Below are 16,035 nucleotides of genomic sequence, written 5' to 3'. Positions count from 1 at the left end.
GGCAACGGAAACCCGCGCTTTCATGAAGCTCGAAACCACGGCATCTATTTACCGCTTACATCGGCCGAGCCTCCCCATCCCCCTCTACTCCACCGTTACCGACTTCGCCAGATTGCGCGGCTTGTCGACATCCGTGCCGCGCGCCAGAGCGGTGTGATAGGCAAGCAATTGCAGCGGCACGACGTGCAGGATCGGCGACAACAGACCGTAGTGTTCCGGCAGGCGGATCACATGCACGCCCTCGCTCGGCGCAATGCGTGAATCGGCATCGGCGAATACATACAACTGGCCGCCGCGCGCGCGCACTTCCTGCATGTTCGACTTCAGCTTCTCGAGCAGCGTGTCGTTCGGCGCGACCGTCACCACCGGCATCTCTTGCGTTACCAGTGCCAGCGGGCCGTGCTTCAACTCGCCGGCCGGATAGGCTTCGGCGTGGATGTAGGAAATTTCTTTCAGCTTCAGCGCACCTTCCAGCGCGATCGGGTAGTGCAGTCCGCGTCCGAGGAAGAGGGCGTTTTCCTTGCGCGCGAATTCTTCCGACCAGGCGATGATCTGCGGCTCCAGCGCCAGCACCGCGCCGAGCGATACCGGCAGGTGGCGCAGCGCCTTCAGATGCGCGGCTTCCTGTTCATCGCTGAGCAGGCCGCGCACTTGCGCCAGCGCGAGCGTGAGCAGGAACAGCGCCGTCAGTTGCGTGGTGAAGGCCTTGGTCGATGCGACGCCGACCTCGACGCCGGCGCGCGTGATATAGGACAGCATGCATTCGCGCACCATCGCGCTGGTTGCAACGTTGCAGATGGTGAGGCTGTTGACCATGTCCTGCGCGCGCGCGTGCTTGAGCGCGGCCAGGGTGTCGGCGGTCTCGCCGCTTTGTGAAATCGCGACCACCAGCGCATTCGGATTCGGCACGCTGTCGCGATAGCGGTATTCACTGGCGATCTCCACGTTGACCGGCAGCTTGGCGATCGATTCGATCCAGTATTTGGCGGTCAGGCCGGCGTAGTAGCTGGTGCCGCAGGCGAGGATCAGCACGGAATCGATCTTCTTGAAGACCTGGTATGCCTTGTCGCCGAACAGCTCGGGCATGATGGCCGAAACGCCTTCGATGGTGTCGCCTACGGCGCGCGGCTGCTCGAAGATTTCCTTTTGCATGTAGTGGCGGTAGGGGCCGAGTTCGGCAGCGCCGCTGTGCGCATGCACGGTGCGCACTTCGCGCTCGACCGGCCTGCCGTTGACATCGGCGATCCAGTAGCGTTGCAATTGCAGATCGACCACGTCGCCTTCTTCGAGGTAGATGATCTGATCGGTGGTGCCGGCCAGCGCCATGGCATCGGAGGCGAGGAAGTTCTCGCCCTTGCCGACACCGACGATCAAGGGCGACCCCTGGCGCGCGCCGACGATGCGATGCGGCTCGTCGCGGCAGAACACGGCGATCGCGTACGCACCCCGCAGGCGCTTGACGGCCTGCTGCACGGTGTCGAACAGGTCGCCGGTGTACATGTGGTTGATCAAGTGGGCGATCACTTCGGTATCGGTCTGGCTTTCGAAGACATAGCCGGCGGCAGCCAGTTCGGCACGCAGTTCGTCATGGTTTTCGATGATGCCGTTGTGGACCAGCGCGATGCGATCGCGGGAAAAATGCGGGTGGGCATTGTGCGAGGCCGGCGCACCGTGTGTCGCCCAGCGCGTGTGCGCAATGCCGGTGAAGCCGGCCAAGGCGGCCTTGTCCACCTGCATCTCGAGATCGGCGACACGGGAAGTGCTGCGCGAGCGTTGCAGCATGCCGTCCACATGCAGCGCCACGCCGCAGGAGTCATAGCCGCGGTATTCCAGCCGTTTCAAACCTTCCAACAAAATCGGGGTGATATTGCGTTGCGCTACTGCGCCGACGATGCCACACATGGAAAATCCTCGCCTGATTGAATGAACGGCTCTATCCTAGAAGAGCTGGGATGAAATAAGTTTGCAATATTCTGGCAAAAATGACTTGATATTGCGTATGTCTATCACAATGACATAATATTTCAAAACAAGATCAATATTTCGATTTATGGTCAATACTCAACTGCCCCTGGACGACCTCGACCGGCGCATTCTGAATGCCTTGCAGGAAGATGCGTCGCAGACAAACAATGACCTCGCAGCAAGTGTGCATGCTTCACCGCCGACGTGCTTGCGGCGGGTCAAGCGATTAATTGACGCAGGCGTGATCCAGCGGCAGGTCGCCTTGGTTGCGCCGGAAAAGGTCGGTTCGGTATTGACCGCGATCGTGGAAATCACGCTGGATCATCAGGGCGCGGAGCACATGGAGGCGTTCGAATCGCTGGTGGCGAAGGAGGCGGCGGTCCTGCAATGCTATCGCGTCTCGCCCGGTCCGGATTTTGTGATGGTCGTGCAGGTGGCCGACATGCCGGCCTATCATGCGCTGGCACATCGCCTGTTTGCCGCGCACGCCAACGTGCGCAATGTGCGCAGCTTCTTTTCCATCCACCGCAGCAAGTTCGAGACGCGCATCGCGGTATAACTCGCCGCGATGCGACGTGCCACACCCGCGAGGTGTATCTACTTCTTGACCTTGACCGGCCGCTTCCAGTTTTCGATGGTCAATTGCTTTGCCCTCGAAATGGTCAGCTTGCCTTCCGGCGCGTCCTTCGTCAGCGTGGTGCCGGCGCCGAGATTGGCGCCCTTGCCGACGCGCACCGGAGCGACCAGCTGGCTGTCGCTGCCGATGAAAACGTCATCTTCGATCACGGTGCGATACTTGTTCGCGCCGTCATAGTTGCAGGTGATGGTGCCGGCGCCGATGTTCACGCGCGAACCGATGCTTGCATCGCCCAGGTACGCGAGGTGGTTGGCCTTGCTGTGCGCGGCGATTTGACTGTTCTTGACCTCGACAAAATTGCCGATGTGGACATCCTCTGCCAGCTCGGTGCCGGGGCGCAGCCGCGCATACGGTCCGATGATGGAATCGGCGCCGACGACCGCGCCTTCGATATGGCAGAACGGCTTGATCTCCGCGCCCCTGGCGATGCGGGCATTCTTGATCACGCAATGCGCGCCTATCGTCGTGCCTTCTTCCAGCTCGACCTGGCCTTCGAACACGCAGTTGACATCGATCGTGACATCGCGTCCGCAGGTGAGCGCGCCGCGCACGTCGATGCGCGCCGGATCGGCCAGCGTGACGCCTTGTTCGAGCAGCGCATCGGCAATATTGCGTTGATGGATGCGTTCCAGCTCCGCCAGTTGCACCTTGCTGTTGACGCCCAGCGTTTCCCACACGGCCGAGGGCTGCGCAGAGACGACCGGTACGCCATCGGCCACGGCGCGAGCCACGATATCGGTCAGATAATATTCGCGCTGCGCATTGTCGTTGGAGAGTGTCGCCAGCCATTTTTTCAGGTGCGCGGTCGGCGCCACCATGATGCCGGTATTCACCTCGCGGATCGCACGCTCGGTCTCGCTCGCATCTTTTTGTTCCACGATGCCAACAATATTTCCCTGCCGGCGCACAATACGACCATAACCCGTGGGATCTTGCAGTTCGACAGTGAGAACCGCCAACTTATTGCTTCCTGCGCTGTCCAATAATTGCTGAAGTGAATTTCTTGTCGTCAGAGGAACGTCGCCATACAGGACCAACGTCGGGACATCGTCGCGCAGATGCGGCACTGCCTGCATCACTGCATGGCCGGTACCGAGTTGCGGTTCCTGTTTGGCAAAAACGATATCGGACGATGCAAGGGACTCCGGCACGGCTTCGCCGCCATGTCCGTAAATGATGCACAAGGTAGTGGGCGACAAGGCGCGCGCAGTTTCGATGACATGCGACAGCAAGGGCTTGCCCGCCAGAGGGTGCAAGACTTTCGGCAATTCGGATTGCATGCGCTTTCCCATGCCGGCGGCGAGAATGACAATATTCATGAAAACCCAGTGGAAGTGATGCAAAATTCTATCATGCGACCTTACCGTGCTTTTTACGTTCGGGCGACGCTTTTCCTGCTCGCATGCCTGCTGGCCGGGTGCAGCGCGCTGCGACTCGGTTACGCCAACGGCGACACCTTCCTGTATTGGTGGATGAACGGTTACATCGATTTCACCGACGAGCAAAAGCCCTGGGTCAAGGCACGCATCGACAATTTGTTTGCCTGGCATCGCAAGACGCAACTGGCCAGTTATGCGCAATTGCTGGCGCGCGAGCAGCAGCGTCTGCAGACCAGGGTGACGCCCGCCGATGTGCAGACCGATTATGCCGAACTCAAGAAGCAGGCCATGCTGGTGCTCGACAAGGCGCTGCCCGACCTGACCGATCTGGCCCTGTCATTGCAGCCGCAACAGATCGCGCATCTCGAGAAGAAGTTCGCGTCCAACAACGACAGTTATCGTAAGGACTACCTGCGCGGCGATGTTGAGGACCGTCAACAGTTCCGTTTCAAGAAGGTGATGAAGCAGGCGGAATACTGGTTCGGCGATTTCAGCGCGCAACAGGAAGCGCAAATCCGCGCCGCATCCAATGCACGTCCGCTCGACAACGACTTGTGGATGGCGGAGCGCCTGCAGCGCCAGCAGGAGCTGATCAGGATTCTCAGGAAGATACAGACGGAGCATCCGTCCAGGGAGGTGGTATTCGGCCTGCTGCGGGGATATATCGAGCGCAGCTTCGAACACTTCCTGTACGCGGAGCACAAGGCCTTCTTTGATGCTTCGCGCGATGGCACGGTGCAAATGGTGGCGCTAATCGTGAACATCGCCACGCCGGCGCAGAAGACGTTTGCAATCAAGCGGGCGCAGAAGTGGATCGAGGATTGTCGATCGCTCGCAGCGAAGGCCGCCTGATCATCGAACGGTTCCGGATGCGCGGAGCGCACCCGGTTGCCTACTCGTCGTCCAGCTTGTTGAAGCGCACCACGCTCGGCGCCGGTGTCGCACACGGATCTTCATCGAAGGCGATATCCCCGTCCGGCGACGCTTCGCCGGTTACCTTCAGGTCCATGAAGTTGAACAGTTTCTTGTCCATCAGGTGCGACGGCGTGATGGTCGATAGCGACGAGAAGATGTTCTCCACGCGCCCCGGATGTTTCTTTTCCCAATCGCGCAGCATCGCCTTGATCTGCTTGCGCTGCAGGTTCTCCTGGCTGCCGCACAGGTCGCAGGGAATGATGGGGAACTGCTTCACCTGGGCATAGCGTTCCATGTCCACTTCCTTCACGTAGGCCAGCGGACGGATCACGATATGCTTGCCGTCGTCCGACTGCAGCTTGGGCGGCATGCCTTTCAGCTTCGAGCCGAAGAACATGTTCAGGAAGAAGGTTTCCAGAATGTCGTCGCGATGATGGCCGAGCGCGATCTTGGTCGCGCCCAGTTCGCTGGCCACGCGGTACAGAATGCCGCGCCGCAGTCGCGAACAGAGCGAGCAGGTGGTCTTGCCCTCGGGGATGAGGCGTTTGACGATGCTGTAGGTGTCCTGGTTCTCGATGTGGAAAGGCACGCCCACCTTGCTCAGGTATTCCGGCAGCACATGCTCGGGAAAACCCGGCTGCTTCTGGTCGAGATTGACCGCGACGACGTCGAAATGAATCGGCGCACGTTCGCGCAAGGTCAGCAAAATGTCCAGCAGGCCATAGCTGTCCTTGCCGCCGGACAGGCAGACCATCACCTTGTCGCCATCCTCGATCATGTTGAAGTCGCCGATCGCCTGCCCGACCAGCCGGCACAGGCGCTTGTGCAGCTTGTTGTTTTCGTAAGCGATCTTCTCTGCTTTCCTGGCGCTGACGGCGCTCTCCGTCTCAGGCGAAAAATCGTTCATTGCGGTATCCATGCTCAACCCTTGATATGAATGACTTCGACGCCGACCGCGTCGCAGTCCGGGTAGACATCCGGCTTCTCGGTCGATACCCGCACCGCACGCACCTTCGGATGCGAGAGCATGGCGCGGGCCACGTCGTCGCACAGCGTTTCCTGCAGATGGATGTGGCCTTGTGCCATGCGTTTTGCGATCGTCTCGCGCATGAAGTCGTAATCGACCACTTCGTGCAGATGGTCTCCCTTCGGCGTCGATTCGGCCAGGGGGATGAACAGATCGACATTGATCAGCACGCGCTGCTCCCCTTTCTTTTCGAATTCGTGAACGCCGATATTGATCATGACCTCGTAGTTGCGCAGGAAGAGGCGCCGGCATTCGGCAAGGCTGGGGTGCGAGAGGGAGGAAAGCATAATGTCAAAGTTTATTTTGCAACGAACATGACGTCGCGTTGCAGGGGGATCAAATGCTGGCCGCCATCGACCAGCAGGGTGGTACCGGTAATCGCCGGATTGTCGGCGACAAAGCACACGGTGGAGGCGATGTCGTCCGGCGTGCTGGAACGGCCCAGCGGCGTCAGTTTGTGCGCCTTGGCGAATCCTTCCTCGGTCTGGTCGCCGGACACCAGCGTGATGCCGGGGGCGATGCCGACCACGCGCACTTTCGGCGCCAGCGCCTGTGCCAGCATCGTGGTCGCGGTGTGCAAAGCCGCCTTCGACAGGGTGTACGACAGGAAGTCGGGATTCAGGTTGAACAGTTTCTGGTCGAGCAGGTTGATGACCACCGCTTGCGAACCATCCGGCGTCGCGTCATGCAGCGCCTTCGCCAGCAGTACGGGAGCGGCCAGATTGGTATGCATGTGCGCGTCGAGACAGGCCTGCGAAAAATCGCCGATGGTATCGTGCCCGAACAATGATGCATTGTTGACCACGCAGGATATCGGGCCGAGCGCCTGCGTCGCGCGCGGCAGCAGCGCCTTCACCGCATGCTCGTCGGCCAAGTCGCACTGCACGGCGGCGGCGCGCCGGCCAAGCCGTTCGATGTCGCACACGGTGGCGTCGGCTTCATCGGCCGAGCGGCCGTAATGCACGACCACATCCCAGCCGCGTTGCGCAAGCGCGAGCGCGATATCGCGCCCGATGCGCCTGGCCGCGCCGGTCACCAGTGCAACTTTTTTTGCTTGTGTGGTCATAGATGTGTGGTGAAGCCCGCGGAAGTTGTCAATCCATTCACGGTACGGACAGACATTTCACATTCCCCGAGCCGATTTCAATACAATAGCGGCCATGCAACTGCAACTGCCCGAACCCTCTCACGACGCGCTCGCAGCATCGCGCGCACTGCACCAGCTGATCGCCGACGAAATTCGACGCAATTCCGGCTGGATCTCCTTCGCAAAGTACATGGAACTGCTGTTGTACGCGCCGGATCTCGGTTATTACAGCGGCGGGGCGGCCAAACTCGGTAAAGACGGAGATTTTACAACCGCGCCCGAAATCACGCCGCTTTTTGGTGCTGCCCTGGCGCATGTCGCCGCCGACCTGATGGCGCAAACCGCGCCGCAAATCCTGGAATTCGGTGCCGGCACCGGCAAGCTCGCGCGCGACATCCTCACCGAACTGGCCGACATGGGCACGTCGATCGAGCGCTATGCGATTGTCGACCTGTCCGGCGAACTGCGCGCGCGCCAGGAAGAAACCCTTCGCGATTTCCCGCAAGTGACCTGGCTGGACCGCATGCCTGCCGCATTTTCCGGCGTCGTGATCGGCAACGAAGTACTCGACGCCATGCCGGTCAATCTGGTCGTCAAGGCCGAACAGGCTTGGGAAGAGCGCGGCGTCGGACTGGCGGACGACCAGTTCGTCTTCCTCGACCGGCCCTGCGATGCCTCGCTTGTTGCGCAAATCCCGGAAGCGGATGCGCTGCCGGTCGGCTACCTGACTGAAGTGCATCCGGTTGCTGCCGGTTTCATGCGTTCGCTCGCCGCGATGATCGCCGCCGGCGCCCAGGAAAGCGGACGAGGCGCTGCTGCCATCCTGATCGATTACGGTTTCCCGGCGCAGGAGTACTACTTCGGGCAGCGTTCGGCGGGCACGCTGATGTGTCATTACCGCCATCATTCGCATCCCGATCCGTTCTATTTGCCCGGTTTGCAGGACGTCACCGCACATGTCGATTTCACCGCGATGGCGAGCGTCGCCATCGAGAACGGGCTGGAATTGCTCGGCTACACCAGTCAAGGCGCATTTCTGCTTGGAGCCGGCATCGGCGATTTGCTGCTGCGGACTTCGCCCGAGGATCCGATGCGCTACCTGCCGCAGGCAAACGCCCTGCAAAAGCTGATTTCCCCGGCGGAAATGGGCGAGTTGTTCAAGGTGCTGGTGCTCGGCAAGCACGCGCATCTGCCAGATCAATTCGCGCGCAGCGACCGCAGTCACCGGCTATGATCGCAATGACTCTCTCATTCTCCACTCGCCCGATCTCACGGAGCCGCGCATGATACGTTGGGTACTGACCATTTTCCTTGCGCTGGTGATCTTTTCATCCTTGCTGCCCTGGCTCGAAAAGCTTGGCATCGGCCGCCTGCCGGGCGATGTGCGCTTCACGTTCTTTGGAAAGAAAGTCTTCCTGCCATTTGCCTCCACGCTCTTGATGTCCTTTGCCGTGGTGCTGATCGGGCGCTTGCTGCGTTAAACGCCTTTCTTCGCGCCGGTGCATAGAATTGCCCGGACCGGCTCGACATTCTTAATTCCTTGAATTCAAACGGAATTCCGGTGAATGCCGGGGCCGGGGTGCATAAAAAAAATATACTTCAGCCCGGAGAAACAGGTGGCGCGCAACGACTGCGAGGCGTTCTCGCGCCCGCAAGCGGCTGATTGCAAACGAATTTTTCTCCTTCTCTTCGCATTGGCATGACGAATGCTAGGTAGCGTGTATTCGAGAACGGCGCTGGCAAAGCGCCCCACGCGGCATAAACGCTTTCAACCATGAGAAAAGGGGAATGATATGAAATCCGTATCACTTGTCGGTGCCTTGTTCACGATTTCGCTGGCGCTGTCGGCGACAAGCGCCAGCGCAGCCGTTGACGCCGACGCGGCAACGGGGCTGGCCAAGAGCAACGGTTGCATGAAGTGCCATGCGATCGACAAGAACAAGAAGGGCCCGTCCTACAAGAAGATTTCGGAGAAATACAAGGGCAAGGCCGATGCCGAAAGCGCCATCATGAAGAGCATCACGACCGGTCCCAAGGTCAAGCTCGACGACGGCTCAGAAGATCAGCACAAGATCATCGACACGAAAGACCAGGGTAAGCTGAAGAATCTGATCAACTGGATTCTTGCCCAGTAAGGTGGCCAGCCCCGACGATAGAAAGCTGCCCCGGCCGCGGTGCCGGTCATGGCAGCTTTCCGTCGTCATTCATCCATCCAGGATCCACAGTGCCCGTCAAGCGCACGCTGACGGCGCTTTTCCATCGCGAATCCTCCAAAGCCAGACTGTTTCTGCGAAAAAAGCCGGTTTTTCTTTTCAACGTTGATGTGGCTCAATAGCCCGGATTGAAAAAAATTGCCCGGATCGCAATACTAAACATTGTGTGCCAAAGTCTCGATCCGGCTCGCGTCAGGCCATGGCGGAGCATCGGTCGAACAACGGTTTTCCCCGCAGGCGTCAGCAGGCTCTTCTCGATCCATGCGGAAGGCGAGAATGTTCCCGAAAAGCCTTAAATTCAAAGTCAGCATGTACCTGACCATTGTGCTGGTCGCGGTGATGATTTTCTTCATCCTGCTTCTCGTGCAGCAAGAGCGGAACGAGCAATTGCGCATCCTGACCGGCCACATGGCGCAGCTGTCGCAAGTTATCGAGCGGAGTACGCGCTACGCCATGCTCCTGGACGAACCCGACATCGTTGACAAGATCATCGAGGACATCGGCAAGCAGGAGGGTATCAAGCGGGTCCGCGTCCTCGGCAAGGACGGCATGATCGCCCATTCCAACGATCCGTCGGAGATCGGCGATCATATCGACAAGAAGGCGGAGCATTGCTCGCTTTGCCACGAGGGAAAGAAAGCGCTGACCGATATTCCCAACCACAAGAAATGGCGCATCTTCGAAACCGAGGGCCGGCATCAGATGCTGGGAAACATGGAAGTCATCCGCAATGAGCCGTCGTGCTCGACCGCGGACTGCCACAAGCATCCCAAGAGCCAGTCGGTGCTCGGCGTGGTCGACATCACGTATTCCCTGGACGAGGTCGATCGCACCATGCGCGCCCACATGGTCAACATGGTCGTCATATCGATCGGGTTCATCCTTCTGGTTTCGCTCAGCGTCGGCTGGCTGCTCCATCGCTTGATTTATGTCCCCCTGCGCGACCTGGAGAACGGCGCCAAAAAACTCGCTTCCGGGGACTTCGATCATCCGATCCCCGTGCGCGGCGACGATGAATTCGGCAGCCTCGCGCTCTCCACCAACCAGATGATGTCCGCGCTCAAGAAGTCGCGCGGCGAACTCGAAGAATGGGTGCAAACGCTGGAGCAGAAAGTGAAGGAGCGCACCCTTGAACTGCGCCGCGCCGAAGCCGAGGTCGCGCGTGGCGAGAAGCTGGCTTCCATCGGGAAGCTGGCCGCCGGCATCGCGCACGAGCTGAACAATCCGCTGACCGGCGTATTGACCTTTACGTCGCTGTTGCGAAAGAAACTTCCCGACGACAGTCAGGATGCCGAGGACCTGGATCTGGTCATTCGCGAAACCAAGCGCTGTGCCAGCATCATCCGGCGGCTGCTCGACTTCGCGCGTGAAAAGGCGCCCGAGAAGAAGCTGGTCGACCTGAACCAGGTCATCAGCGAGACCGTGCAGTTCGTCGAACGCTCGGCCGCGCTGCAGCAGATCGAAATCGCCATGAAGCTCGATCCCGATCTGCCCCGGCTGCTGGTCGACGCGGACCTGATCAAGCAAGTCGTCATGAACATACTCGTCAACGCCCAGCAAGCGATCGAGGAGCGCGGGACCATTCTCGTCGAGAGTCGACTGCTCGCCGGAAAACGCCTCTCCGCATTCGGCGACGAGCCGGTTCCCGCGGTGGAAATCGCGGTCACCGACAACGGCTGCGGCATCCCGGAGGCCAACATGGAACGCATCTTCGACCCCTTTTTCACTTCCAAGGAAGTGGGCAAGGGGACCGGGCTGGGCCTTTCCGTGAGCTACGGGATCATCAAATCCCACGGCGGCGAGATCGCGGTGGAAAGCAAGGTCGGTGAGGGAACCACGTTCCGCATCTATCTTCCGGCCAGGGTGCCTGTTGACGAACCCGGAAGAAAACCCTTTGAGAGCATTCAATGAAAGCCAGGATATTGATCGTCGACGATGAGGAAATCGTCGTTCAGAGCTGCCTACGCATACTCGGCAACGAGCGCTATGAAGTCGAGTCGGTGGCGAACGGCTGGGATGCCTTGCGCAAGATCGACGAGAACAATTACGACGTGATCGTGCTCGACATCATGATGCCGAAGATCGATGGTCTCGAAGTGCTGCAGCACGTCAAGGAAAGGCATCCGGATGTCGACGTCATCATGATGACCGGCCTGTCCCAGATCCAGACCGCCGTGCGCGCGATGAAGCTCGGCGCATTCGATTACCTCTCCAAGCCTTTCGATCCAGATGAACTGAAGATGGTGGTCGATCGCGCACTGGAGCGGCGGCGCCTGTTGCAGGAAAACCGCTCGCTCAAGAGCGAAGTCAGTTCCAAATACCGTTTCGAAAACATCATCGGCTCCAGCGTCCAGATGCAAAACGTGTATCGCCTGATCGCCAAGTGCGCGCCCACGAACTGCACCGTGCTGATCACCGGCGAGAGCGGCACCGGCAAGGAAATGATCGCCCGGGCGATCCATTACAACAGCCTGCGCAAGGAAGAGTCCTTCGTGCCGGTCGATTGCAATACGCTGAGTGAACATCTTCTGGAAAGCGAACTGTTCGGGCACGTCAAAGGCGCGTTCACCGGCGCGGTGGCCAACAAGCGCGGCATGTTCGACATGGCCAACAACGGCACGCTCTTCCTGGATGAATTCGGCAACATCTCGCCATCGACCCAGAGCAAGCTGCTGCGCGTGATCCAGGAGCGCGAATTCAAGGCCGTCGGCGACACGCGCAGCCACACCACCAACGTCCGGCTGCTCGCCGCGACCAACAAGGACTTGAAGGCCATGGTGGCGGATGGCAGCTTCCGCGAGGACCTGTATTACCGCATCAATGTCTTTCCGATCCACATTCCGCCCTTGCGGGAGCGGCGCGACGATATCCCCGCACTGGCCTTTCATTTCCTCAAGCTGTATGGCAACGAGCTGGAAAAGCCGGTCACACAATTCTCCGATGGCGCAATGAGCCTGCTGGTAAACCATGACTGGCCGGGCAATGTGCGCGAGCTGGAAAATACCGTGCACCGCGCAGTGATTCTTGCCTCCGACAACATCATCCGCCAGGCGCATCTGGCGAGCATTCTCGATGCGGCGCCGCGCGCGGATCTGGAAGTGCCGCGCACCAGCGACGACCTCAAGCGGATAAAGAAGATCGTCAGGGAGAAATCCGTAGAAGACATCGAGAAATTGTTCGTGCAGGAGACGTTGAAACGGAACGTCTGGAACGTGACCAAAAGCGCGGAAGAAACCGGCATGCAGAGAGCGAATTTTCAGGCGCTCATGAAGAAATACAACATCCGCGTGCGCGATACGGAACAGGGACCGCCCGGCGAGCCGGAGCCGACATAGTCGAAGCAGCTATCCATGGAAAACACGGAAGGCACGGAATCGAGGAAGAATTCCGTGCCTTCCGTGTTTTCCGTGGGCCAACCACTCACTCCGCAGCATGCGCCGCAGGTTCGTCCTCCACATCTTCATAGCCGCTCACCATTGCATTGATATGCGCCATCGGTGTGTGCCCGAGGGTAGCGAGATAAGGATGGAAGAACATGTAGAACACGAAGAAGATGAAGATCAGTACATGCACCGTGTCCACCACCCGCACGCCGCCGAGCATGTCCACCAGGCTCGAAAAGCGCTTCACATCCCACAGCAGCACGCCGGTGAAGAACTGAATCGGCAGCAGCATCAGCATGAGGATCTGGTAGAGCATGCGCTGCAAGGGATTGAACTTGGCGTAGGGATCGATGCGATGCGGATTGGCCTCGCCCCTGAACATGCCGTAGCCGTAGTAACGCGCTTGCCGGAAGCATTCGCGGAACAGCTTCAGCAGATTGAACTCCGGGTGGTAGACCTTGTTCCTTTCGGAGAACAGGTAGAACAGCAGCCAGATGCCGAAATTCCCGATCAGCGCAAAGCCGGCCCAGTTGTGGATCACGACCGCCGTCTTGAACGACATCAGATTCATCGATCCGAGATACCTGACCTGCAGTCCGCTCGCGATCAGCACGATGAACAGCAGCGCGTTGGCCCAGTGCCAGATCCTGACCGGAAGAGGGTGTACATAAACTCTGCTCATGATCATCTCCTTTAGTTCAGCATATCGCTGTCGGGACGCGATGTCTCGGATGAATCCTTGGCGGCTTCCTGCTTGTTGCGCGCTCTGCGTGACAGCCATTTGGCAGTCAGATGCGCGCCTGGCAGGAAGATGCCGGCGGCGACCGTGAGCGCCAGCAGGGTGTCGAGCAATTTGATGCGTGTGCTGCCGAGGGCATAAAAGCCGCTGACCGACTCGATCGATTCGATGGAATTCAGCACGCCTTTGCCGGCATCGCGACGCAGCGGCCGACCATCCGGTCCGGCGATGCTGATCGTCACGCTCTGGAACGATTCCGCGCCTTCGCGATGGCAGGTGTCGCAATCCTTGAGGGCCTGCTCTTTCTTCGCGAGTTGATGCGCTTCGATCCCGGTGCGCACCTCGAGCCTTCCGCGCAATACCGTTTTCTCTTTTGCACCATCGCGGTTGAAATCCTGCAGCATGCTCCACAGCGCCCGCGAATCCAGCCCCGCTGCATTGGCATCCGCGCCAGGGGCAAGCTTGATGAATTGCGGCACGCCCACCTTGTCGGAAGCCTGCTGCTGCGTCATGCCGTCATACAGCCTGAGGTTCACGCGACGTTTCGCTCCGGGAGAATGGCAGGCCGGGCAGGAAATCGCTTCCAGGTGGCGCTGCGTGTTCGGCAGCCAGGTCGCATGGGTGGTGGCCGTGTCGCGATGGCAGGAAATGCATTCCTTCTTCATGTTGTCGCCGAGCGATGCAGCCTTCACATTGTGCGTGTGATGGCAATCTGCGCAAACCAGCGCGTCGTCGCCGGCCTGGCCATGCACGCTCGCGGTGTACGCCTTGTCGATGCTCTCATGGCACTTCTGGCAGATCACCGTGTCGGTATGCGCCGGCGCATCCTTAAGGGACTGCGTCGCATGCGGGTCATGGCAATCGGAACACAGCGGCGCCTTCTTGCTGCCTTCCTGCACCAGCGCGGCATGCACGCTGTCTTCGTATTGCTTGACCGTCTTCTTGTGGCAATCGCGGCAGGTTTCCATCATCGAGAGCGAAAGTTCCCGCTTGCTCTCGAGGCTGGTCTTTTCCTTGCCATGGGTCTTCGCGTCGATCTCGGCATGGCACCCCTCGCAACCTTCCTTGCCGTGCACCGAACCGGCGAAGGTTTTTGTGCCGATGTACAAAGATAGCTTCTTGCCGTTCCCCAGCGTTTTTTCAAGATCCGGCTTGGCATGACATTTCAGGCATGCCATGTCCTCGTCGGACAGGCCCCTGTCTTTGTCGTCGGCGGCGTGCGCGATCATGCTCAGCATGAAAAATGCAATGACCGCCATCGTCGCCAGAATGAAGCTGGTGCGGCATGACGGCCTTGCTGCGGCGCTCAATGTGCGGGAGCGTGTCATAGCAGTTCCTCTTTGATCGAAAATGGCTTGCTTTCCTGTCAGGCGAAGGTGCCCTCCCCATGCAGGCAGCGGCAGGCAGGTGGCGTTCAACCGTGCCTGGCGCGTGCCCGCACCGTATGCTTCACTCTTGCGCCGGCCGGGTGGCCAATGTTTTTCCTGCGAACCAGGCCAGCATCGCAAGCCCGACGAACGGGAACAGGACAATGAATGCCAGACCCACGAAGGGAGCGGCCACGATCTGTCCGGCGTACTTCCCTGCGCGCAGCACCGTAGCGGCCTTCGGGTTTTTCATCAGCGCCTCGCCCGCAACCCAGGCCAGCATGCCGATACCGACGAACGGCAGCAGGATGGCGTAGACCAGACCCACAAAGGGTGCCGACAAGAACAGCAGCATGTTCTTCAGCATGCTCGATTTCCTTGCTGCCGCAGGCTGTGCCTCGACGGCGACAGGCGCCTCTTTTTTCAGCAAGGCAGCCGGCTGCGCCACGGGCTGATGCAGAACCTTGATCGTCGTTTCCTCGATCATCTCCGGCGACAGCGGTTTGCGCAGGAAGTCCGAGACGCCGACGGCCATGGCCTTCTCTTCATTGGCCTTGCTGCCATAGCCGGTCACGATCACGACGGGTGTCCACGGTTGCTTCGCCTTCACGCGTTCAGCGACTTCCAAACCATTCATGCCGGGCATTTTGATATCGGTGAAGACAAGGTCGTATTTTTCTTCCTGGAGCTTCGCCAGCGCGTCATAGCCGTTTTCGGCGGTGATCACGATGTAGCCCTTGTCGGAAAGCACACGGTTGAAACTCTTGCCAACCACCGGGTCGTCATCGACGACTAATACTTTAGGTAACGCGCTCATGGTATTCCCCTCAAAAAATCGCCTTCTTCAGCGACACTGCCGGAACCAGCCTTCTTCAAGCCTGCGAGCCGGCATCGCTATGCAAAGCCCACTGTTTATGCAGCATCGCACCTCTGGTTGCGTCAATCACCTGTTCAGGACCGACCGGTTTGGTCAGATAGTCGTATGCGCCGAGCGTGACTGCTTCCTTGGCCGACTCGATGGTCGGATACCCGGTGATGATGATCACTTCGCTGTCGGGCCAGTGTTGCTTGAGCGCCCGGAGAACCGTCATGCCATCCATTTCCGGCATCCGCAAATCGAGCAGTACGACATCGAACGGGCCCTTCTGCAGCAGTTGAACCGCCTGCATCCCGGTGCATACCGCTTCCACATCGCAGTTCGATCCCGCAAAAATTCTCACGTAGCTCAACCGGACCACTTCTTCATCATCGACGATCAGGATTTTGGCTTTCGTGTTCATTTTGCTGACTCTGTTTTGTGTTTAACCATTGCTTAGCATTCCG

Annotated in this window: 16 protein-coding genes; 7 read left to right on the top strand and 9 right to left on the bottom strand. The window is 59.3% G+C overall.

Annotated elements, in window-relative coordinates; genetic code table 11:
• Positions 1–84: 84 nt before the first annotated feature.
• Positions 85–1,902, bottom strand: a complete 1,818-nt coding sequence (gene glmS, locus E6W33_RS13915; RefSeq protein ID WP_136417909.1) for a glutamine--fructose-6-phosphate transaminase (isomerizing) — start codon at positions 1,900–1,902, stop codon at positions 85–87.
• 148 nt (positions 1,903–2,050) lie between these two features.
• Here glmS and E6W33_RS13910 point away from each other — a divergent pair, with 148 nt between their 5' ends.
• Complete coding sequence (locus tag E6W33_RS13910) at positions 2,051–2,524, top strand: Lrp/AsnC family transcriptional regulator (RefSeq protein ID WP_136417908.1); 474 nt, start codon at positions 2,051–2,053, stop codon at positions 2,522–2,524.
• 38 nt (positions 2,525–2,562) lie between these two features.
• On the opposite strand, the gene glmU is transcribed toward E6W33_RS13910, so the two are convergent.
• Positions 2,563–3,921: a bifunctional UDP-N-acetylglucosamine diphosphorylase/glucosamine-1-phosphate N-acetyltransferase GlmU gene (glmU, locus tag E6W33_RS13905; protein WP_136417907.1), complete on the bottom strand. Its 1,359-nt coding sequence runs from the start codon at positions 3,919–3,921 to the stop codon at positions 2,563–2,565.
• A 33-nt stretch (positions 3,922–3,954) separates the two neighbouring features.
• Here glmU and E6W33_RS13900 point away from each other — a divergent pair, with 33 nt between their 5' ends.
• Positions 3,955–4,833, top strand: coding sequence for a DUF6279 family lipoprotein (locus E6W33_RS13900; RefSeq protein ID WP_136417906.1), 879 nt, complete (start codon positions 3,955–3,957; stop codon positions 4,831–4,833).
• A 40-nt stretch (positions 4,834–4,873) separates the two neighbouring features.
• Here the strand turns inward: E6W33_RS13900 and ttcA are convergent, their stop codons facing one another.
• From ttcA to E6W33_RS13885, 3 genes are read right to left on the bottom strand one after another with little or no spacing between them, the layout of a single operon-like run.
• Complete coding sequence (ttcA, locus tag E6W33_RS13895) at positions 4,874–5,803, bottom strand: tRNA 2-thiocytidine(32) synthetase TtcA (RefSeq protein WP_247869643.1); 930 nt, start codon at positions 5,801–5,803, stop codon at positions 4,874–4,876.
• Positions 5,804–5,817: 14 nt separating this feature from the next.
• A complete protein-coding gene (locus E6W33_RS13890; protein ID WP_136417904.1) occupies positions 5,818–6,210 on the bottom strand; it encodes a dihydroneopterin aldolase in 393 nt (130 codons plus the stop codon).
• A gap of 11 nt (positions 6,211–6,221) precedes the next feature.
• Positions 6,222–6,989, bottom strand: a complete 768-nt coding sequence (locus E6W33_RS13885; protein ID WP_136417903.1) for an SDR family oxidoreductase — start codon at positions 6,987–6,989, stop codon at positions 6,222–6,224.
• A 94-nt stretch (positions 6,990–7,083) separates the two neighbouring features.
• Between E6W33_RS13885 and E6W33_RS13880 the strand changes: the two genes are divergently transcribed.
• The 5 genes from E6W33_RS13880 to E6W33_RS13860 all read left to right on the top strand — a co-directional run bounded on the left by E6W33_RS13880 (position 7,084) and on the right by E6W33_RS13860 (position 12,558).
• Positions 7,084–8,244 (top strand): SAM-dependent methyltransferase, encoded by a 1,161-nt coding sequence (locus E6W33_RS13880; RefSeq protein ID WP_211097333.1) that lies wholly within the window; start codon positions 7,084–7,086, stop codon positions 8,242–8,244.
• A gap of 49 nt (positions 8,245–8,293) precedes the next feature.
• A complete protein-coding gene (locus E6W33_RS13875) occupies positions 8,294–8,491 on the top strand; it encodes a DUF2905 domain-containing protein (RefSeq protein WP_136417902.1) in 198 nt (65 codons plus the stop codon).
• A 312-nt stretch (positions 8,492–8,803) separates the two neighbouring features.
• Positions 8,804–9,145, top strand: a complete 342-nt coding sequence (locus E6W33_RS13870) for a c-type cytochrome (RefSeq protein ID WP_136417901.1) — start codon at positions 8,804–8,806, stop codon at positions 9,143–9,145.
• A 354-nt stretch (positions 9,146–9,499) separates the two neighbouring features.
• Positions 9,500–11,134, top strand: coding sequence for an ATP-binding protein (locus E6W33_RS13865; RefSeq protein ID WP_168798640.1), 1,635 nt, complete (start codon positions 9,500–9,502; stop codon positions 11,132–11,134).
• Positions 11,131–12,558: a sigma-54 dependent transcriptional regulator gene (locus E6W33_RS13860; RefSeq protein WP_136417899.1), complete on the top strand. Its 1,428-nt coding sequence runs from the start codon at positions 11,131–11,133 to the stop codon at positions 12,556–12,558. The genes E6W33_RS13865 and E6W33_RS13860 overlap by 4 nt, the downstream gene beginning before the upstream one ends.
• 85 nt (positions 12,559–12,643) lie before the next feature.
• On the opposite strand, the gene E6W33_RS13855 is transcribed toward E6W33_RS13860, so the two are convergent.
• The 4 genes from E6W33_RS13855 to E6W33_RS13840 all read right to left on the bottom strand — a co-directional run bounded on the left by E6W33_RS13855 (position 12,644) and on the right by E6W33_RS13840 (position 15,992).
• Complete coding sequence (locus E6W33_RS13855) at positions 12,644–13,288, bottom strand: cytochrome b/b6 domain-containing protein (RefSeq protein ID WP_136417898.1); 645 nt, start codon at positions 13,286–13,288, stop codon at positions 12,644–12,646.
• A gap of 11 nt (positions 13,289–13,299) precedes the next feature.
• Positions 13,300–14,673, bottom strand: coding sequence for a multiheme c-type cytochrome (locus E6W33_RS13850; protein WP_136417897.1), 1,374 nt, complete (start codon positions 14,671–14,673; stop codon positions 13,300–13,302).
• A 121-nt stretch (positions 14,674–14,794) separates the two neighbouring features.
• Positions 14,795–15,529 (bottom strand): response regulator, encoded by a 735-nt coding sequence (locus E6W33_RS13845; protein ID WP_136417896.1) that lies wholly within the window; start codon positions 15,527–15,529, stop codon positions 14,795–14,797.
• A gap of 55 nt (positions 15,530–15,584) precedes the next feature.
• Positions 15,585–15,992, bottom strand: coding sequence for a response regulator (locus E6W33_RS13840; RefSeq protein WP_136417895.1), 408 nt, complete (start codon positions 15,990–15,992; stop codon positions 15,585–15,587).
• Between the last annotated feature and the right edge of the window lie 43 nt (positions 15,993–16,035).

Origin of the sequence: Herbaspirillum sp. ST 5-3 (assembly GCF_004804275.1) — a bacterium.
Classification (GTDB): Bacteria; Pseudomonadota; Gammaproteobacteria; order Burkholderiales; family Burkholderiaceae_D; genus Noviherbaspirillum.
This window is presented reverse-complemented; position numbering and strand designations above follow the sequence as displayed.